The organism is Actinoplanes palleronii, from assembly GCF_016862315.1.
Classification (GTDB): Bacteria; Actinomycetota; Actinomycetes; order Mycobacteriales; family Micromonosporaceae; genus Actinoplanes; species Actinoplanes palleronii.
In genome coordinates, this window is sequence record NZ_BOMS01000003.1 from 1 (window position 1) to 18,847 (window position 18,847).

Genomic DNA, 18,847 nt, shown 5'->3' on the forward strand with positions numbered 1-18,847 from the left:
AGTGCGTCGCGCAAGTCAGAGGCGAAGGTCGCGCGGACCGGAGGTGTGTGTCAGAGCAGGACGGCGATGGAATCCGCACGGCTGCCGTCCAGCGGGGTGGACACCTCGCAGAAGCGCCACTTCTTGTCGGCGGCGCGGAACAGCGAGATGCGGACCGTCGTCGACCTCAGCTCCGGCAGGTAGGACAGGACCTGGGTCTGTTTCCCGCTCGACCGCATGGTGACCGCCTCGGCCGGCCGGCTCACCTGGAGGTCCAGGGTGGCCTGGTCGCCGAAGGACGCTGCGCTCGCCGACGGCGCCGGTGACGGCCAGCGCACCGCGGTGACGGTCGGGGCGGTGGTCGTCACGTAGGCGCCCTGGTCGATCAGCGACTGGGTCTCGGCGATCAACTGGTTCGCCGCGGCACAGCCGGGCTCGGCGATGGTCGTGACCAGCGCCGGATCCGGATTGGTGATCAGCCACTGGCCGTATTTGATCAGGGAGGCGACGATCACCGGGAGGTTCGTGCCGGTGAGTGACAGGCCGGGCGCGGCCACCGTGGCCGCCACCGGGGTCTGGACGAACGTGCTGGCCGGACCGGGGGTGGCGGTCGACGTGGGTGACGTCGTGGTGGTGGCCGAGGTGAGCGTGGCGCACCCGGCCAGAGCGCACACCGAGATCACGACCGCGGACGACCGCAGGGCACGACGGGGGGTCGGCTGCATCAAGGGGTTCCTCCGGGAACGACGACGGTTGGCGAAGAGTCCGGTCGGTCGCGAAGGCCTCGTCTTGAGAAACCCGGCCCCGGAGGATTCCGGCAACGCTCATACTCCGGACGATTCAGGCAGCGCCCGGCCCGGAAGAATTCAGGTGGCGCCGGGCTCGGGCAGGGTGAGGCCGAGGCCCCGGCTCAGCTGTCGCCGCAGCTCGGCCAGCTCGGCCCGGGCGGCCACCGCGCCGTCCGCGGTCAGCCGGTAGTACTTGCGGGCCGGCCGCCCGGCCGCCACCGGGTCGAGATGCTCCCAGTTCGCCACGATCCAACCGGCCTTCTCCAGCCGCATCAGGATCGGGTAGACCGTGCCGCTCGGATATCCGCTGTCCCGCATCAGGTCGAGCCCGTACCGGTCCGCCGCCGGGTCCTCGAGGAACGCGGCCAGCACCCTGGTCACCGCGGTGGTGGCCCGGATCGGCCTGACCATGCCGGCCGCCTTTCCTCCAGAGAATTTTTCGGTACGCATACCGAGTCCCGTCCGCAGGCTACAAGCCGCGTCCCGGGATGGTCTCGCGCGACGCGGCGCCCACTCCGGACCGTGACGCGTCTCCCGGTTCCCGGCTGGGCACCAGGGGTGTCTCCGCGATGCGGAGACACCCCTGGGCGCCAGCCCGAGTCCGCCAGGCGCGGCCGGGTCCCGCGGCCCGCGGCGTCGCGGGCGGGACCTCGCGGGCCGCGGCGTCGCGGGGCGGGACGTCGCGGGGGCGCGGGGGCGCGGTCAGCTCAGTAGGTGCGCGGCGGCGAACTCCAGGGCCTTCGTGTCGAAGAACGCCCGGCCGCCCTCGTGCCCGTCCCAGTCGTAGACGTCGATCTCCTTCGAGCTGGTGATCTCGTTGAACGCGGCGAACACCCCGGACGGCGGGCACACCGTGTCCATCAGCGCGGTGGAGAGCAGCGCCGGCGCGGTGATCCGCCGGGCCAGGTTGACCACGTCGAAGTGGTCGAGGGTGGCGAACGTCTGCTCGGCCCGGTCCGCGTTGGCCCGCAGGAACATGACGATCTCCTGGAACGGGAAGCTGTCGGTGACGGTCACCGCGCGACGGATGTCGCAGAGGAACGGCACCCCGGCGACCACCGCGGCGACCCGGTCCGGCACCAGGCCGGCGGCCGCGATCGACAGCGCGCCGCCCTGACTCTTCCCGGTGGTGACCACCTTCGACGCGTCCACGCCGGGCAGTTCGGCGACGGTCTCGACGGCCCGGGCCGCGTCGGTGAACAGCCGCCGGTAGTAGTGCGTCTCCGGGGAGCGGACGCCACGGGTGAGGAAACCCGGCGAGGACGGGCCTGCGCCGTCCGCGTCCGGGTCGGGGGTGTCCCCGCCGCGCCAGTTCCCGCCCTGACCGCGAGTGTCCATCACCAGGTGCGCGTAGCCGGCGGCGTTCCAGAGCAGCCACTCGAGCGGACGGCCGCGGCCACCTCCGTACCCGATGAACTCGACAGCGATCGGCAGCGGACCGGACGCGCCGGCCGGGACGTTGAGCCACGCCTTGATCGGCTGGCCGGCGTAGCCGGTGAACGTCACGTCATACGTGGTGACGCCGCGCAACGGGGTGGCCACCTCGGTGAGCTCGACCGGTTTCGCCGCGGCCCGCGCCTCGCCGAGCGTGCGCGTCCAGAAGTCACCGAATCCGTCAGGTTCCGCGGTCCCGGAGCGATACGTGCGCAACGCGGGCAGCGGGAGATCAAAATGCGCCATGTAAGCACACGCTAGGGGGTGCTGTACGCGGAACGAAAGGTGTTGGCACGATGGGCGACGTGTCCGGCAACACGCAGCAGACGTCCCGACCGGCTCCGCACGTGCTCGAGGCCGTGCTGGAGCGGCTGACCTACGTGAACGAGGACACCGGCTACACGGTGGCCCGGGTGGCGACCTCGAAGAGCGGCTCCGACCTGCTCACCGTCGTCGGGGCGCTGCTCGGCGCGCAGCCGGGTGAGAGTCTGCGGCTGTCCGGCTGGTGGAGTTCGCACCCGCAGTACGGCCGCCAGTTCGAGGTGATCTCGTACACCACGGTGCTGCCGGCGACCATCCAGGGCATCCGCCGTTATCTGGGATCCGGCCTGGTCAAGGGCATCGGACCGGTCTTCGCCGAGCGGATCGTGGACCACTTCGGCCTGGACACCCTGGAGATCATCGAGGAGTCGCCGAACCGGCTGATCGAGGTGACCGGTCTCGGTCCGAAACGGACTGCCAAGATCACCTCAGCGTGGGCCGAGCAGAAGGCGATCAAGGAGGTGATGCTCTTCCTCCAGGGCGTCGGCGTCTCCACCTCGATCGCCGTGCGGATCTTCAAGAAGTACGGCGACACGTCGATCTCGGTGGTCAAGAACAGCCCGTACAAGCTGGCGTCGGACGTGTGGGGCATCGGGTTCAAGACCGCGGACACCATCGCGCAAGCCGTCGGCATCCCGCACGACAGCCCCGAACGGGTGAAGGCCGGCCTGCAGTACACGTTGTCCCAGGCGACCGATAACGGTCATTGCTTCCTGCCTTTTGCGGATCTCGTCGCTGACGCCGCGAAGATCCTCGATGTCCCGATCGGCCTGATCCCGTCCTGCCTGGCGGAACTCGTCGAGGAGGAGGGCGTGGTCCGCGAGGAGGACAACGTGTACCTCGTGCCGTTCCACCGGGCGGAGGTATCTCTCGCCTCATCACTCATCCGTTTATTGCGGGAAAGATCCGACCGGATGCCGCATTTCGGCGACGTCGACTGGCCACGCGCGCTCTCCTGGCTGCACAAACGCACCGGCTCCACGCTCGCCCCCGAGCAGGAGGAGGCGGTGAAACTCGCGCTCACCTCGAAGGTCGCGGTGCTCACCGGCGGGCCCGGCTGCGGCAAGAGCTTCACCGTACGATCGATCGTCGAACTCGCCGTCGCCAAACAGGCCAAGATCCAGCTCGTCGCGCCCACCGGCCGGGCCGCCAAGCGCCTCGCCGAGCTGACCGGCCACCCGGCCGCGACCGTGCACCGCCTGCTCAAGCTGCAACCCGGCGGCGACGCGACGTTCGATCGCGACAACCCCCTCGACGCCGACCTGCTGGTCGTCGACGAGTCCTCGATGCTGGACCTGATCCTGGCCAACAAACTGGTCAAGGCGATCCCGCCGGGCGCGCACCTGCTGCTGGTCGGCGACGTCGACCAGTTGCCCTCGGTCGGCGCCGGCGAGGTGCTGCGCGACCTGCTCGGCGCGGACGTCATCCCGCGGGTCCGGCTCACCCAGATCTTCCGCCAGGCCGCGGAGAGCGGCGTGGTCACCAACGCGCACCGGGTGAACCAGGGCCGGCCGGTGCAGCTCGACGGGATGCGCGACTTCTTCCTGTTCCCCTGCGACGACACCGAGGCCACCGCGGCGCTCACCGTCGACGTCGCGTGCACGCGGATCCCCCGCAAGTTCGGCCTGGACGCGCGCCGCGACGTGCAGATCCTCACCCCGATGCACCGCGGGCCGGCCGGCGCGGGCGCGCTCAACACCCTGCTGCAGCAGGAGCTCACCCCGGGCCGCGAGGGGCTGCCGGAGCGCCGGCTCGGCGGCCGGGTGTTCCGGGTCGGCGACAAGGTCACCCAGATCCGGAACAACTACGACAAGGGCGCGGCCGGGGTCTTCAACGGCACGGTCGGCATCGTCACCGCGCTGTCCCCCGAGGAGCAGACCCTCACCGTACGGACGGACGAGGACGAGCTGATCGACTACGACTTCGACGAGCTGGACGAGCTGGCCCACGCGTACGCGATCACCATCCACCGGTCGCAGGGCTCGGAGTACCCGGCCGTGGTGATCCCGCTGACCACCAGCGCCTGGATGATGCTGCAGCGGAACCTGCTCTACACCGCGATCACCCGGGCGAAACGCCTCGTCGTGCTGGTCGGGTCGCGCAAGGCTCTGGCGGCCGCGATCCGGACGGTCAGCGCCGGGCGGCGGCACACCGCGCTGACGTCACGGCTCGGCTGACCTTTTTTCATACCTTTGGGTCGCTAATTCATCACCACGGGAGTGGAGTAGCACCATTGCCGGCAGGCCGTGCGGTAATTGCGGGATCCCGGCCGAATGGCGTTCGCGGCCGGACACCCGGACAACGGAAACTGCTAAACACGGTGAGGCCGAAATGAATCGAAAAGGGCGGCGCCACAAATAGTCTTTCCCCAACGCAGTTCCGATCGAACCAACGGGGGTTCCACCATGTTCCGCCAACTGACCGCCGCCGCGACCATGCTCGCCTCACTCGCCGTGGCCACACCGGCACAGGCCTCGCCGATGCCCACGCCGGACAACATGATGATCATCGACGTGGTGAACGCGAACGGCTCGGGCTGCCCGGACAAGTCCGCGAAGATCGTGGTCTCGCCGGACAACACCGCTTTCACGGTCACCTACTCGGATTACACCGCGCAGGTCGGCCCGAAGTCCACGCCGCTCGATTTCCGAAAGAATTGCCAGATCGCCCTGGACATCAAGGTGCCGTCCGGATTCACGTTCGCGATCGCCAGCGCGGATTACCGCGGATACGCCAGCCTGGCCAAGGGCGCCTGGGCGCAGGAAGCCGCCAACTACTACTTCCAGGGCCATTCCCAGACGACCCGGATCGAACACAACTTCAAGGGCCCGCTCGACGACAACTGGCAGAAGACCGACCAGGTGGGAATCGCCTCGCTGAGCTTCCTGCCGTGCGGTGAGCGGCGCTACCTGAACATCAACACCGATCTGCGGGTCAACCGGGGCACGTCCGACGCGCACAAGTACACCAGCTTCATCTCGATGGACTCCACCGACGCCGCGATCAACACGCTGTACCGGGTCGCCTGGAAGAAGTGCTGACGAGCTACTTCTCGAACGCCGCCCATGGGCTCTCGGTGGGTGGACGCCGGCCGGCCGTCTCCGCCTCTGTCGCTCCGACGGCCGGCCTGTCCTTTCCCGGCTTTTCTGGCGCGCTGCTGTGCTTTCCCAGCTCGCTACTGTCCTTTTCTGACGCGCCGCTGTGCTTTCCCAGCTCGCTGCTGCTCTTTTCTGGCGCGCCGCCGTGCGCTCCGGCCGCTCCGGCGTGCATCCGGGAGGCGAACAGGGCGGCCAGGGCTGTCGTGATCGGCACCGCGGCGATCAGGCCGATCGTGCCGACCGCGCTGCGGACCAGCTCCTGGGCGACCAGCTGACCGGTGAGCAGTTCGCCGACCGGGGTGCCGCCGGTCGAGAAGAGCAGCAGCAGCGGCAGCGAGGCGCCCGCGTAGGCCAGCACGATCGTGTTGATCACCGATGCGATGTGCGCGCGGCCGATCCGGGTGGCGGCGCCGTAGAGGCTGCGGAAACCGTACGCCGGATTGGCCAAAGCCAGCTCGGTGACCGTGGCCGACTGGGTGACCGTGACGTCGTCCAGCACACCGAGCGAGCCGATCACGATGCTGGCCAGCAGCAGCCCCTGCATGTTGACGGCGCCCTGGGTGATCGACAAGAAGTTCGAGGTGTCGTCGGCGACCCCGGTCAGGTGCACCGCACCGACCGCGACCTCGGCCAGCACGGTGGTGATGATCAGGCTGGCCAGGGTGCCGGCCACCGCGATCGTCGTGGTGATGGTCAACCCGTGCGTCAGATACAGCACGGTCAGCATGATCGCGGCCGAGCCGACCACGGCGACCAGCATCGGCGACCGGCCGTCCAGGATCGCCGGGACGATGAAGAACAGCAACACCCCGAACGTCACCGCCAGCCCGGCCAGCGCGGTCAGCCCACGCCACCGGCCGAAAGCGATCACCGCGAGCGCAAACGCCGCGGCCATCAGCCACAGCTCCCGGGACCGCTGATGATCTGCGATCGAGTAGCGCAGCGCGCCGGCCTCGTCCTCCAGCCCCATCATGATCACCCGGTCGCCGGCCTTGATCGTCGGCGCGCCCGGCCCGTACGGCAGCTCGGTGCTGACCACCTCACCGCCCGCCAACTCCACCACGGCGGTGCCACAACCGGTCGGCTGCGTCTCACCCTGGGGAACCGGCGGGCACTCCGCCGGGGTCACCGACCGTACGTCGCCCTGCACCTGCACCGGGCCGCCGTCCGCGGGCGTCTCGGCCTGCGGGGTGTCGCGGGGCCAGAGCAGCAGCATGCCGATCAGGGTCAGCAGCACCGCCGGGACCAGGAGGGTCAGGGTGAGGCGACGGGCCTGGGGCAGCAGGTCACGGCCGGGGGCGTCGTGGCTGTGGTGGTGATGACCGGCCATGGGTGCTGGCTCCTCGAGTACGGCACTGCGGACCCGCCGAACCTACCGGTAGCGACGCCGGCCACCACCTCGGCGTCATCCACAGAACCAACTCATCCACACCCCACCCCACCCCACACCTCCCCCTCCACCACACTGTCTCAGGGGGAGCCCCCTGGGAGGGCGGGCTATTTTTCTCGCGGGACGATCTTGGCGGGGTGGGGCGGGGCTGGGTGCGACGGCGCGGGGCGCGGCGGGGCGGGCTGTGGCCGTCGCCGGCTGCCCGCGGACAGCGCGCCGCAGAGATCAATCGCGCCGGCGCACCTCCGGCTGGCGCTGAGGGTCCCCTCAGACCCGTCGAGACACCCCTCAGCGCCAGCCCGTCGTTCCCGGCTGGTGCTGAGGGGTGCCTCTGGGGCCGCGAGGCACCCCTCAGCACCAGCCGGGGACGGGAGGTTGCTCCGGGAACGCGGAACATCGCGTGTTCAACGCCGTACCGCGGACTGGCACCGCCCCGACGGACCAACTGCCGGGACCGGACGTCCATCTTGCGGGACGCACGTCCCAGAGTCCGGCCGTGACGGCGCGGCGAACCGCAACGCACCGGCAACACCGCGCGACGACCGCCCGCGACCCGCCTCCGGCTGGCGCGCACGGCTCCCCGGCATGCGAGGCGCCAGCACCTGCCGCGGCCGAGCGCGGGCGGCACCACCGGATGCGGCGCCGAGGGCTCGCCGAGGCCGGGTAGCAGCGTCACCAGCCGCGCCGGCGTTCATCCACCGACCCGGGTCGTGCACAGGGCACGCCGCACCTGCCGGCCTTCTTCGCCACACTGTTCGAGGGGGAGCCCCCTGGGAGGGTGGGCCCTGCCACCGCGGGCTCTGCCAACACAGACCCTGCCAGCGCGAGCCCTGCCACCGCGAGCCCCGCCAACACAGGCCCCCGCCACCGCGCGAGCCCCGCCAACACACCCCCCACCACAGGGCCACCTACGGACGTGGACGAGCCGCCGCCCGATCCTCTGCCGTCCGCCCGAACACCAACCAGAAATCAGTAACCGCCACACTCACCACCGGCCGCCGCCCCGCCAGATACCCCAACGGCCCCGCCGGATCCACCCGCCACCCGGCACCGCTCATCCGCAACCCCCCACGCCCCCGCACCGGCGTCCGCTTCACCTGACCCCCCAACGCCTGAGCCACCGTGAACCCCAGCGGAAACCGCCCCGGCACCTGCCGCTTCAGCCGGACCAGCGCCGACCCGATCGCCCCGCCCTCCGGCAGCGCGGCCGATGCGTCCACCAGCTCCTCATCCGCGTCGATCCGGAGCTCGGCGATCTCCTTCGGGATCCCCCAGAGCCGCCGCCCCCCTTCCCGGGACGCCACGCTGTCCACCCAGATGTCGGTGATGCTGACCCGCGGCCGGCCGCGCTCGTGGGTCAGCACCGCGCTGAGCAGTTCGCGGTAGTGCAGGACCCCTCCGGGCTGGTAGTCGACCCAGGCGGCGCCGACCGCGGCCCGGCCGCCGAACGACACCGGCCGCACCGTCGCGCCCAGGGTTTCGGGCAGCGGCGGCACGGCGCGCATCGGGATCAAAAAGACCGAGAGGTACATCTGTCCGCGCAGATGCCAGGGCTCAGGCGGGTACATCCCCCAACACTGACATCAATGTGTCAGGAGCGGAAGAACGCAGAAGGAGCGCTCAGTAGCGGAAGCGGGAGACCACGCTCTGCAGCTGGCTCGCCGTCGTGGTCAGTTCGTCGGCGGCCCGCCGGGTCTCGCCGACCGTGTCGGTGGTGCGCCGGGTCGCCTCGGACACCCCGGTGATGGTGTTGGCGATCTCGCCGGCGCCGTGGGCCGCCTCGGTCAGGGTCCGGTTCATCTCCTGGGTGGTGGCGGTCTGCTCCTCGACCGCGGACGCAATGGTCAGCTGCAGGCCGTTGATCCGCTCGATGATCTCGCTGATCTCGGAGATCGCGCTGACCGCGCCGCTGGTGTCGGCCTGGATCGACTGCACCCGCCGGGAGATGTCCTCGGTCGCCTTGGCGGTCTCCTGGGCCAGGTCCTTGACCTCGCCGGCCACCACCGCGAAGCCTTTGCCGAGCTCGCCGGCCCGGGCGGCTTCGATGGTGGCGTTCAGGGCGAGCAGGTTGGTCTGCTCGGCGATGCTGGTGATCACCTTGACCACGGTGGCGATCTCGGCGGAGGACGCGCCGAGCCGGGCCACGATCGCGTTGGTCGCCGCGGCCGCCTGTACGGCCTGCACCACCACCTCGGTGGCCTCGGAGGTGGAGACGCTGATGTCGCGGATCGCGGAGCCCATCTCCTGGGCACCGGCCGAGACGATCTGCAGGTTGCCGGAGACCGCTTCGGCCGCGAAGGAGACCGTGCCGGCCTGGCTGGAGGCCTCGTTGGCGGCCGCGTCGACGGCGCCGGAGACCGAGGTGAGCTGGACCGCGGCGTGTTGCAGGGTGGTCGCGCTGCCGGCCAGCTGCACGACGTCCTCGCGGAGGCGGGCGATGCCCTTGTCCATCGCGGCGGCCATCTGGCCGACCTCGTCCAGGCCGACCACCCCGGAGGTACGGGTCAGGTCACCCTCGGCGAGTCCCTCGGCCAGCCGGGCGACACCGCGGACGTCGTGGCGGACCCGGCCGGCGACCCGGAAGCCGATCAGCAGGCTGAGCAGCACACCGCCGGCGAGCACCCCGGCGATGGTCCAGCTGGCCCGGGTGGCGGACGTGGCCGCGTCGGAGATCTGCTGCTCGGACAGCTTTCCGGCGCGCTCCTGCAGCGCGGACGCGTCGGCGCCGAGCGCGTCGTGCAGTTTGGTGTAGTCGACGAGGGCCTGGTTCAGCTCGGCCTTCGAGGCGTTCCGCAGGTCCTTGCCGAAGAACGCCAGGTAGGCCTTCCAGTCGGCCTGGGTCTTCGCGACGGTGTCGTCGCCGGGCAGCGCGGCGGCGAGTCCCGTCAGCGAGTCCTCGACGGCCTGCTGGTTGGCGGCCATCACCTTCTTGATCCCGTCGGCGAGGGCCGGGTACAGCTGGATCGCCGAGCTGTTGCCGGCGAACGACTCGACGTTCTTGCTGAAGCCGGCGACACCCTCCTCCACCTTGATCGACTGTCGTTGGGCGGCCGCTGCGGTGGTGTTCAGGTCACGGACCGTACTGATCGACAGACCGCCCACGATCAGACCGCCGACCGTCGCGGTGAGAGCCGCGGCACCGATCTTGGTCCGCAACGACCGGTTGTCGAATGCACCGCTCATGCCCATCGCCGCACCTTTTCCTCAGCATGTGTTTGACACCTGCTGAATCGGCGCGTTTCGGCTGAAGCTAAGAAACGTCGGCCAGCGCCTGGAAGATAAGGGCGGTTGAGGTGGCACCTGGGTCCTGATGTCCGATGCTGCGTTCGCCCAGGTAGGAAGCCCGCCCCTTGCGGGCCTGCAACGGTACGGTCGCCTCGGCCCCGGCCGCCGCCGCCCGGGCCGCCGCCCCCGCCGCACCGGCCAGGTCCGCTCCCCCGGCCACCGCCTGCTCGAACGCGTCCGCGGCCGGGCCGTACGCGTCGACCATCGTCTTGTCGCCCGGCGCCGCCCCGCCCAGCTTGCGCACCGCCTCCAGACCGGCGTGCAGCGCCGCCACCAGGTCGGCCGGCTGCACCTCGGCGGCCGGTGGCAGCGCCTTGCCGGCCGCGCGCAGGGCGCTGCCGTAGATCGGGCCGGACGCGCCGCCCACCCGCGACATCAGCGTGGTCCCCGCCTTGATCAGCACGTCGGCGACGGTCTCCGGCGGGGTCTTCTCCAGGGCGGCGACCACGGCGGTGAAGCCGCGGTTCAGGTTCACGCCGTGGTCGCCGTCGCCGATCGCGGCGTCGAGCCGGGTGAGCAGGTCGGCGTCGGCGGCGATCGCACCGGCGGCGGCCCGCATCCACTCGCGGGCGAGCGTGACGTCCACGGTCAGGCACCCCAGCGCAGTCCGGGGGTACGCACCGGCGCGTCCCAGAGGCGGATCATCTCGTCGGTGGCCTGGCACAGGGTGAGCGACATCCCGGCCATGTCGAGGCTCGTCACGTAGTTGCCGACGAGCTGCCGGGCGATCGCCACGCCGCGCTCCTCGAGGTACGCCGAGGCCTCCCCGTAGATCAGGTACAGCTCGATCAGCGGTGTCCCGCCGAGCCCGTTGACCAGCAGCAGCACCGGCCCGGTGAACGTCTTGGCGTCCAGGATCGCGTCCAGCGCCGAGCGGACCAGCTCCTTGGCCGGGCGCAGCTTCTCGCGGCGGCGGCCGGGCTCGCCGTGGATGCCGACTCCGGCCTCGATCTCGTCGGCCGGCAGCTCGAACCCGGGACGGCCGGCGGCCGGGGTGGTGCCGGACGTCAGGGCGTACGCGAACGAACCGGACGCGGCGTTGACCTCGCGCCCGATCGCGGCGACCTCGGCGAGTTTGCCGCCCTCCTCGGCGCGCGCCCCGGCGATCTTCTCGACCAGCAGGGTCGCGCCGGTGCCGCGGCGCCCGGCGGTCCAGGTCGAGTCCTCGACCGCGACGTCGTCGTCGACCAGCACGGTCTCGACGCTGATCCCCTCGTCGGCGGCGAGTTCCGCGGCGAGCTGGAAGTTCATCACGTCGCCGGTGTAGTTCTTCACCACGTGCACGACGCCTGCGCCGCCGTCGACGGCCTTCGTCGCGGCCAGGATCTGGTCGGGCACCGGGGAGGTGAAGACCTCGCCGGGCACCGCGGCGTCCAGCATGCCCGGCCCGACGAACCCGCCGTGCAGCGGCTCGTGCCCGGACCCGCCGCCGGAGACCAGGCCCACCTTGCCGGCGCGTGGGGCGTCGGCGCGGACGATGTACTGCTCCTCGGTGTCCACCCGCAGCTCGGGGTGGGCGGCGGCGAGCCCGGCGAGGGACTGCGCCACGACGTCGGCGGGATCGTTGATGAATTTCTTCACGACGGTGCCTTCCGGTAGTCAGGCCATCACGTCATGCATCCTTCCCCCTACTAGCATCGAGATCCATGGGGCTTGTGGGAATCGTGCTGGTATCGCACTCCGAGCAGTTGGCGTCAGGTCTGCGGGACCTGCTGCGGCAGGTCGCGACGGACGAGGTGCGCATCGAACCGGCCGGCGGGACCGGCGACGGCGATCTGGGCACCAGTCCGGACATCATCGCAGCGGCGATCGCCCGTGCCGACGACGGCGCCGGGGTGGTGATCCTGGCCGACCTGGGCAGCGCGGTGCTGACCACCCGCGCGGTCCTCGAGGACGCGCCGGGTCCGTTGCTGGTGGACGCGCCGTTCGTGGAGGGCGCGGTCGCGGCCGCGGTCACCGCGTCGGCCGGCGCCGACCTGGACACGGTCGCCGAGGCGGCCCGGGAGGCGCGTGATGTCGGAAAGTTCTGAGGTCGAGGTGGTCCTTCCGGCGGCGTTGCACGCCCGCCCGGCCGGCGAGGTGGTCCGGGCCGCGGCCCGCTTCGGCAACACCATTTCGGTACGACATGAGGACCGATCCGCGCCCGCCCGCAGCGCGCTCAAGCTGATGTCGCTCGGCGCCGTCGCGGGCGCCACCGTGACCGTGGTCGCCACCGGCGAGGACGCCGCCGCGGCCGTCGCCGCCGTCGCCGAGGTGCTGCGCGCCGCCACATAAAAGAGCCCGAAAGTTTCGGAGCCTGCCAACTGGCGATCCACGCACTGAACCGGTTGAGGTTTCCGGAACATGTCGGTAGCGTTTCGATCGGCTTCGATAGTTGTCGATGCTTCCAGATCCCCGACTGGAGCTCCCATGAGACGATCGCGCGCCATCCTCACCGTCCTCACCGCCGGCGCCGTCACCGCCGGTGCCGTGCTCGCCCTCTCCCCCTCCGCGAACGCGGCCACCACGCTCGGCTCGGCCGCCGCCGCGAAGAGCAAGTACTTCGGTACGGCCGTCGCCGCGTACAAGCTCAGCGACACGGTCTACGCCGGGATCCTGGACCGCGAGTTCACCATGGTCACCCCGGAGAACGAGATGAAGTGGGACGCCACCGAGCCGTCCCAGAACTCGTTCAGCTACAGCAGCGCGGACACCATCGTGGCCCGCGCCAAGACGAACGGGCAGCGGGTCCGCGGCCACGCCCTGGCCTGGCACTCGCAGCAGCCCGGCTGGGCGTCGAGCCTGTCCGGCACCGCGCTGCGCAGCGCGATGGTCAACCACGTCACCGCGGTCGCCACCCACTACAAAGGTCAGATCTATGCGTGGGACGTGGTGAACGAGGCGTTCGCGGACGGCTCGACCGGCGCCCGGCGCGACTCGAACCTGCAGCGGACCGGCAACGACTGGATCGAGGTCGCGTTCAAGGCCGCGCGGGCCGCCGACCCGGCCGCCAAGCTCTGCTACAACGACTACAACACCGACGGCGTCAATGCGAAGAGCACCGCGGTCTACAACCTGGTCAAGGACTTCCAGGCCCGCGGGGTGCCGATCGACTGCGTCGGCTTCCAGTCGCACTTCAACTCGGCGTCGCCGCTGCCGAGTGACTACCAGGCCAACCTGCAGCGCTTCGCCGACCTGGGCGTCGAGGTGCAGATCACCGAGCTGGACATCGCCGGGTCGGGCACCGCGCAGGCCGACTCGTACGCCACAGTGGTCCAAGCGTGTCTCGCGGTGAGCAAGTGCGCCGGGATCACCGTCTGGGGCATCCGGGACTCGGACTCCTGGCGGGCCTCGGACACCCCGCTGCTCTTCGACGCGAACGGCACCACCAAGGCCGCCTACACCTCGGTGATCTCCGCGTTCGGCGCGACCACCTCCCCGAGCAGCCCCACCCCGTCGGCCAGCAGCTCCGCCCCGGGTGGCGGCGCGGCCGGCTGCACCGCGACGCTGTCCACGAACGCCTGGACCGGTGGCTTCGTCACCACCGTGACGGTCAAGGCCGGCACGACCGCGCTGACCGGCTGGCGGGTCGCGGTCACCCTGCCCACCGGCGCCGCGATCACCAACTCGTGGAGCAGCACCGCGTCCGGCTCCACCGGCGCGGTCACGTTCAGCAGCGTCGGCTACAACGGCGGCGTCGCCGCCGGGGCCAGCACCAGTTTCGGTTTCCAGGGCACCGGGTCCGCCCCTTCCGGTACGCCTACCTGCACCAGCGCCTGACCGAGTCGACAGGGGCCGTCATCATGAGGAGATGAACTGGCGGCCCCTCCCTCTCGTCCCGCTGCTCCTGCTCGCCGGTTGCACCGACGCCGGCGAGAAGGAGCCGGCGCCCGTTCCGGTGTGCTCGGGCGGGCAGGCCACCTTCGGCACGGTCACCTCCGGCAACCTGCTCACCGGGGTGACGCCGGTGCACAAGGCGACCGTCAAGAACCAGAAGTTCGACGACGTATATGAGGAGATCGCCACCCGCACGGCCGCGGTCCAGGCCGATGCCGGGGTGCCCGCCGCGGAGGTCTACCGGCAGTTCGACGCGCAGGTCGGCGCCGCGAAGCCGCTCGTCGACCTCGGCACGGTGCACCATCCTTCTACCGGCGACTCGGGCAGCACGGACGCCGTCGGCCGGTTCGTGTCGATCGAGTGGATCCGGACCGTCGACGCCCCGTTCACCTGGACCTGCGGCGGCGCTACCAGCACCGGCACGATCACGTCGTGGCGGGCCGGCGGCAATGGCGGCATCTTCAACTGCGACGAGAACCTCACGGGCGACACCGACGCCGACACCGAGATGTTCTTCCAGGCCCGCAAACTCCGCTGCCCGCCCGACTGACGAACCGTCAGCGCTCCAGGATCGCGACCACGCCCTGGCCGCCGGCCGCGCAGATGGAGATCAGGCCGCGGCCGGAACCCTTCTCGGCGAGCAGCTTGGCCAGGGTGGCGACGATCCGGCCGCCGGTCGCGGCGAACGGGTGGCCGGCCGCCAGCGAGGAGCCGTTGACGTTCAGCTTGGCGCGGTCGATCGTGCCGAGCGGCGCGTCCAGGCCCAGCTTCTCCTTGCAGAACTGCGGCGACTCCCAGGCGGCCAGGGTGGACAGCACCTGCGACGCGAACGCCTCGTGGATCTCGTAGTAGTCGAAGTCCTGCAGGGTCAGGCCGTTGCGGGCGAGCATCCGGGGCACCGCGTAGGCCGGCGCCATCAGCAGGCCCTCGTCGCCGTGCACGTAGTCGACCGCGGCGGCCTGCGAGTCGGCGAAGTAGGCGAGCACCGGCAGCGAGTGCGCGGCCGCCCACTCCTCGGAGGCCAGCAGCACGGTGGACGCGCCGTCGGTGAGCGGCGTCGAGTTGCCCGCCGTCATCGTGGCGCCCTCCTTGCCGTAGACCGGCTTGAGGCTCGCGAGCTTCTCCAGGCTGCTGTCGGCCCGCAGGTTCTGGTCGCGGGTCAGGCCCAGATAGGGCGTCATCAGATCGTCGAAGAAACCCTTGTCGTACGCGGCGGCCAGACGCCGGTGCGAGTCGAGGGCCAGCTCGTCCTGCGCCTGCCGCTCGATGTGCCAGGTCAGCGCGGTCTGCGCGGCGTGCTCACCCATCGACAGCCCGGTACGCGGCTCGGCGTTGCGCGGGATCTCCGGCTGCAGCGCGTGCTGCGGGCGCAGCTTGGCGACCGCCTTGAGCCGGGCGCCGAGCGTCCTCGCCCGGTTCAGCTCCAGCAGCGCCTGCCGCATGTCCTCGTTCACCTGCAGCGGCGCGTCCGACGTGGTGTCCACACCACCGGCGACACCGGACTCGATCTGTCCCAGCGCGATCTTGTTGGCGACCAGGATCGCCGCCTCCAGGCCGGTGCCGCAGGCCTGCTGGATGTCGTACGCCGGGGTCTGCGGGTCGAGGCGCGAGCCGAGCACGGTCTCCCGGGTCAGGTTGAAGTCGCGGGAGTGCTTGAGCACCGCGCCGGCGACGACCTCGCCCAGGCGCTCGCCGGCCAGCCCGAACCGGGCGATCAGCCCGTCCAGCGCGGCGGTCAGCATGTCCTGATTGCTGGCGGCGGCATACCTGCTGTTCGACCGGGCGAACGGGATACGGTTACCGCCCAGGACGGCGACGCGACGCACGGCAGGCACGGCGTTCCTCCAGATATCGAAGCTGAGTCATCCCATAGCAGGAAAGCTACTGACCGGTAGGGTACTCGCATGGCTGACAGGTACGCGAACTTCGCCAACTCCGGGCTGGGCCGGACCGTGGTCAAGCGACTCGGGCTGCCCGACCCGCCCCGGCTGCGACGGTACCGTCCGGGCGACCCGGTCGCGGACGGCCCGGTGCTGCTCGGCGCGGCGCCAGGTGGCCGGCTCGCCGAACCGGCCGGCAAGCTGCTGGAGAGCATCGGCGTGCAGGTCGTGGCGACCGCCGCCGAGGGTGCCCGGCACGCGGCACTGGTCTTCGACGCCACCGGCATCGTGGACTCGACCCAGTTGCGGGCGCTGTTCGACTTCTTCCACCCGTACGCCAGAAGCCTGAACGTCTCGGGCCGGGTCATCGTGCTGGGCACCCCACCGGAAGCCACCGCCTCGGCGAAAGAGGCGACCGCGCAGCGGAGCCTGGAGGGTCTGACCCGCAGCATCGGCAAGGAGTTCGGCCGCGGCGTCACCAGCCAGCTGGTCTACGTGGCGCCCGGCGGCGAGCAGTCCGTCGAGTCGACGCTGCGGTTCCTGCTCAGCGGCCGCTCGGCCTACGTGTCCGGCCAGGTGATCCGGGTCGGCGCCGGGGCCGCGCCCGCACCGGCCGACTGGGCGAAACCCCTCGACGGCAAGCTCGCGCTGGTCACCGGCGCGGCCCGGGGCATCGGCGCGGCCATCGCGGCGGTGCTGGCCCGCGACGGCGCCGAGGTGATCGCGCTGGACGTGCCGGGCGCCGGTGACGCCCTGGCCGACGTGGCGAACAAGGCCCGCGGCCGGGCCCTGCAGCTCGACCTGACCGCGGCCGACGCGCCGGAACGGCTGGCCGGCTACCTGGCCGCCGGGCCGCACGCCGGCATCGACATCGTGGTGCACAACGCCGGCATCACCCGGGACAAGACCATCGCGCGGATGGACGAGAGCCGCTGGGACTCGGTGATCGGCGTCAACCTGACCGCGCCGGAACGCGTCAACGACCTGCTCCTGGAGCGCGGGCTGATCAAGCCGGGCGGCCGGATCGTCGGTGTCGCGTCGATCGCCGGGATCGCCGGCAACCGCGGCCAGACCAACTACGCCACCAGCAAGGCCGGTGTGATCGGGCTGGTCCAGTCGACCGCCCCGCTGCTGGCCGGCAAGGACATCACGATCAACGCGGTGGCGCCCGGTTTCATCGAGACCGCGATGACCGCGAAGATGCCGCTCGGCCTGCGCGAGGCCGGCCGCCGGCTGAACAGCATGTCGCAGGGCGGCCTGCCGATCGACGTGGCCGAGACGATCGCCTGGTACGCGTCGCCGGGCTCCGCGACGATCAGCGGCACCGTGGTCCGGGTCTGCGGCCAGAGCCTGCTGGGGGCCTGACGTGGTCGCCGTCGTCGAACTGACCGGGGGCCCGGGCACCGGCGTGACGTACGCGCGGGCCGCGTTCGGCCTGCTGCCCGGCCGGCGCCGCGGCAGCGCCCTGCCGGACGTCGAACTGGTGCACCGCGGCGTCACCGTGGACCGCGCGCACCTGGCCCGCTACGACCGGGTCTGCGGCCTGCGGCTGACCGACGCGCTGCCCGCCACGTACCCGCACGTGCTGGCGTTCCCGCTGGCCATGCGGCTGATGTCGGCGGCCGACTTCCCGCTGCCGCTGATCGGCCTGGTGCACGTGACGAACCGGATCACGGTGCACCGGCCGATCGACGCGGGCAGCCGGCTCGACCTCACGGTCCGCGCGACCGATCTGCGCGAGCATCCGCGCGGCCGGCAGTTCGACATCGTCGCGACCGCGTCGGTGGACGGCGCGGTCGCCTGGCAGGGCGTGTCGACGTACCTCCGCAAGGAGTCCGCCTCCTCCACCCCGGCTGCGGCCGGTCCGGATCCGCTGCCCGCCGGCGGCGCCGTCTGGCGACTGCCCACCCGCATCGGTACGGACTACGCCGCCGTCTCCGGTGACCGCAACCCGATCCACACGTCCCGGCTGGGCGCGAAGGTGTTCGGTTTCGCCCGCCCGATCGCGCACGGCATGTGGACGAAGGCGCGCTGCCTCGCGGCGCTGGAGGGCCGGTTGCCGGCGGCGTACACCGTGGACGTCGCGTTCAAGCAGCCGATCCTGCTGCCGTCCACGGTCCGCTTCACCTCCGCGGCGACCGGCGACGGCGTGGGCTTCGCGGTGCGGTCGAAGCGCCCGCACCTGACCGGCACGATCACCGCGCCGGTCAGCGGCGATACACCGCGCTGAGCACGATGACCGCGGTCACCAGCACCGGCAGGACCGCCGCCGCGTAGCGGAGGAACCGCACCGCGCGGCGCATGTGCTCGTAGCGGTAGCGGTGCTGCAGAATGCAGATCCACAGCTCGGCCTTGGCCGCCTCGGCCGCGCGGGGCCCGGTCTGACCGTCCACGACCGTGGCGAACTCGGCGAAGGAGCCGATGTCCCGGGCGGTCTGGGTGCTGTTGAAGACCGGGCTGCTGGGGATGGCACCCTTCTGCGCGAACATGGCACTGCTCCCGCGCGGCGTGGTCAGCACGTCGGTCGCGTGGAAGATCGCGACCACCACCAGGACGACGCCGGTCAGCGCGATCACGCCGCAGAGGGCGTAGAGGGCGATCGGCACCGCGGCGAACCGGTCGCCGACCAGCTGCGTGATGGTCACCGCGAACGCCGCGGAGACCAGGCCGCTCGCGCTCAGCACGACGGCGGCCCGGCTGACCGTCGACGCGCGCAGCCGGTCGTACCGGTCCAGGTGCCAGCGCAGCAGGGTCAGGTTGTCGGCACCGGCAGCCGGTTCAGAGACGGGTTTCGATCGATATCCCACGCGAGCCCCCAGCTCCGGCGATTGTTTGATCACCGTGCGTGTGCTTCAG

The 18,847-nt window shown here is 71.2% G+C and carries 18 protein-coding genes; 8 read left to right on the top strand and 10 right to left on the bottom strand.

What is annotated here, in order from left to right; translation table 11 throughout:
- Positions 1 to 50: 50 nt before the first annotated feature.
- The 3 genes from Apa02nite_RS00460 to Apa02nite_RS00470 all read right to left on the bottom strand — a co-directional run bounded on the left by Apa02nite_RS00460 (position 51) and on the right by Apa02nite_RS00470 (position 2,447).
- Positions 51 to 704 (bottom strand): hypothetical protein, encoded by a 654-nt coding sequence (locus Apa02nite_RS00460; protein WP_203823301.1) that lies wholly within the window; start codon positions 702 to 704, stop codon positions 51 to 53.
- Positions 705 to 845: 141 nt separating this feature from the next.
- Positions 846 to 1,178, bottom strand: a complete 333-nt coding sequence (locus tag Apa02nite_RS00465; protein ID WP_198171076.1) for a PadR family transcriptional regulator — start codon at positions 1,176 to 1,178, stop codon at positions 846 to 848.
- A gap of 291 nt (positions 1,179 to 1,469) precedes the next feature.
- On the bottom strand, positions 1,470 to 2,447 hold the full coding sequence (locus tag Apa02nite_RS00470; protein WP_203823302.1) for an acetylxylan esterase: 978 nt from the start codon (positions 2,445 to 2,447) through the stop codon (positions 1,470 to 1,472).
- Positions 2,448 to 2,497: 50 nt separating this feature from the next.
- Between Apa02nite_RS00470 and recD2 the strand changes: the two genes are divergently transcribed.
- Complete coding sequence (recD2, locus tag Apa02nite_RS00475; RefSeq protein ID WP_203823303.1) at positions 2,498 to 4,699, top strand: SF1B family DNA helicase RecD2; 2,202 nt, start codon at positions 2,498 to 2,500, stop codon at positions 4,697 to 4,699.
- Between the two features lie 228 nt (positions 4,700 to 4,927).
- The gene (locus Apa02nite_RS00480) at positions 4,928 to 5,563 is read left to right on the top strand and encodes a DUF4360 domain-containing protein (protein ID WP_067698197.1); all 636 of its coding nucleotides are present in this window, start codon (positions 4,928 to 4,930) and stop codon (positions 5,561 to 5,563) included.
- 4 nt (positions 5,564 to 5,567) lie between these two features.
- Here Apa02nite_RS00480 and Apa02nite_RS00485 read toward each other — a convergent pair whose 3' ends face one another.
- The 5 genes from Apa02nite_RS00485 to dhaK form a co-directional block, all read right to left on the bottom strand.
- On the bottom strand, positions 5,568 to 6,950 hold the full coding sequence (locus tag Apa02nite_RS00485; protein WP_203823304.1) for a YibE/F family protein: 1,383 nt from the start codon (positions 6,948 to 6,950) through the stop codon (positions 5,568 to 5,570).
- A gap of 968 nt (positions 6,951 to 7,918) precedes the next feature.
- On the bottom strand, positions 7,919 to 8,578 hold the full coding sequence (locus Apa02nite_RS00490) for an acetoacetate decarboxylase family protein (RefSeq protein WP_203823305.1): 660 nt from the start codon (positions 8,576 to 8,578) through the stop codon (positions 7,919 to 7,921).
- 52 nt (positions 8,579 to 8,630) lie between these two features.
- Positions 8,631 to 10,193, bottom strand: coding sequence for a methyl-accepting chemotaxis protein (locus Apa02nite_RS00495; protein ID WP_239164015.1), 1,563 nt, complete (start codon positions 10,191 to 10,193; stop codon positions 8,631 to 8,633).
- 67 nt (positions 10,194 to 10,260) lie between these two features.
- Positions 10,261 to 10,881, bottom strand: a complete 621-nt coding sequence (dhaL, locus tag Apa02nite_RS00500; RefSeq protein ID WP_203823307.1) for a dihydroxyacetone kinase subunit DhaL — start codon at positions 10,879 to 10,881, stop codon at positions 10,261 to 10,263.
- Positions 10,882 to 10,883: 2 nt separating this feature from the next.
- Complete coding sequence (gene dhaK / locus Apa02nite_RS00505) at positions 10,884 to 11,876, bottom strand: dihydroxyacetone kinase subunit DhaK (protein WP_203823308.1); 993 nt, start codon at positions 11,874 to 11,876, stop codon at positions 10,884 to 10,886.
- Positions 11,877 to 11,941: 65 nt separating this feature from the next.
- Between dhaK and dhaM the strand changes: the two genes are divergently transcribed.
- The 4 genes from dhaM (at position 11,942) to Apa02nite_RS00525 (ending at position 14,661) form a co-directional block, all read left to right on the top strand.
- Positions 11,942 to 12,325: a dihydroxyacetone kinase phosphoryl donor subunit DhaM gene (gene dhaM, locus Apa02nite_RS00510; RefSeq protein ID WP_203823309.1), complete on the top strand. Its 384-nt coding sequence runs from the start codon at positions 11,942 to 11,944 to the stop codon at positions 12,323 to 12,325.
- A complete protein-coding gene (locus tag Apa02nite_RS00515; protein ID WP_203823310.1) occupies positions 12,309 to 12,569 on the top strand; it encodes an HPr family phosphocarrier protein in 261 nt (86 codons plus the stop codon). Before dhaM ends, Apa02nite_RS00515 begins: the two co-directional genes overlap by 17 nt.
- Before the next feature lie 135 nt (positions 12,570 to 12,704).
- Complete coding sequence (locus tag Apa02nite_RS00520) at positions 12,705 to 14,054, top strand: glycoside hydrolase family 10 protein (RefSeq protein ID WP_203823311.1); 1,350 nt, start codon at positions 12,705 to 12,707, stop codon at positions 14,052 to 14,054.
- Between the two features lie 31 nt (positions 14,055 to 14,085).
- Positions 14,086 to 14,661, top strand: coding sequence for a hypothetical protein (locus Apa02nite_RS00525; protein WP_203823312.1), 576 nt, complete (start codon positions 14,086 to 14,088; stop codon positions 14,659 to 14,661).
- A 7-nt stretch (positions 14,662 to 14,668) separates the two neighbouring features.
- Here the strand turns inward: Apa02nite_RS00525 and Apa02nite_RS00530 are convergent, their stop codons facing one another.
- Positions 14,669 to 15,946 carry an acetyl-CoA C-acetyltransferase gene (locus Apa02nite_RS00530; protein ID WP_203823313.1) on the bottom strand — a complete coding sequence of 426 codons (1,278 nt, stop codon included), beginning with the start codon at positions 15,944 to 15,946 and terminating at the stop codon, positions 14,669 to 14,671.
- Positions 15,947 to 16,015: 69 nt separating this feature from the next.
- On the opposite strand from Apa02nite_RS00530, the gene Apa02nite_RS00535 reads away from it, so the two are divergent.
- Together Apa02nite_RS00535 and Apa02nite_RS00540 are read left to right on the top strand one after the other, a co-directional pair.
- Entirely contained in the window at positions 16,016 to 17,356 is a 1,341-nt protein-coding gene (locus tag Apa02nite_RS00535) for a 3-oxoacyl-ACP reductase (RefSeq protein ID WP_067701524.1), read from the top strand.
- 1 nt (position 17,357) lies between these two features.
- On the top strand, positions 17,358 to 18,221 hold the full coding sequence (locus Apa02nite_RS00540; protein ID WP_203823314.1) for a MaoC/PaaZ C-terminal domain-containing protein: 864 nt from the start codon (positions 17,358 to 17,360) through the stop codon (positions 18,219 to 18,221).
- Here Apa02nite_RS00540 and Apa02nite_RS00545 read toward each other — a convergent pair.
- Positions 18,199 to 18,798: a hypothetical protein gene (locus Apa02nite_RS00545; protein ID WP_203823315.1), complete on the bottom strand. Its 600-nt coding sequence runs from the start codon at positions 18,796 to 18,798 to the stop codon at positions 18,199 to 18,201. The two genes, Apa02nite_RS00540 and Apa02nite_RS00545, sit on opposite strands and share 23 nt — an antisense overlap.
- Positions 18,799 to 18,847: the final 49 nt, after the last annotated feature.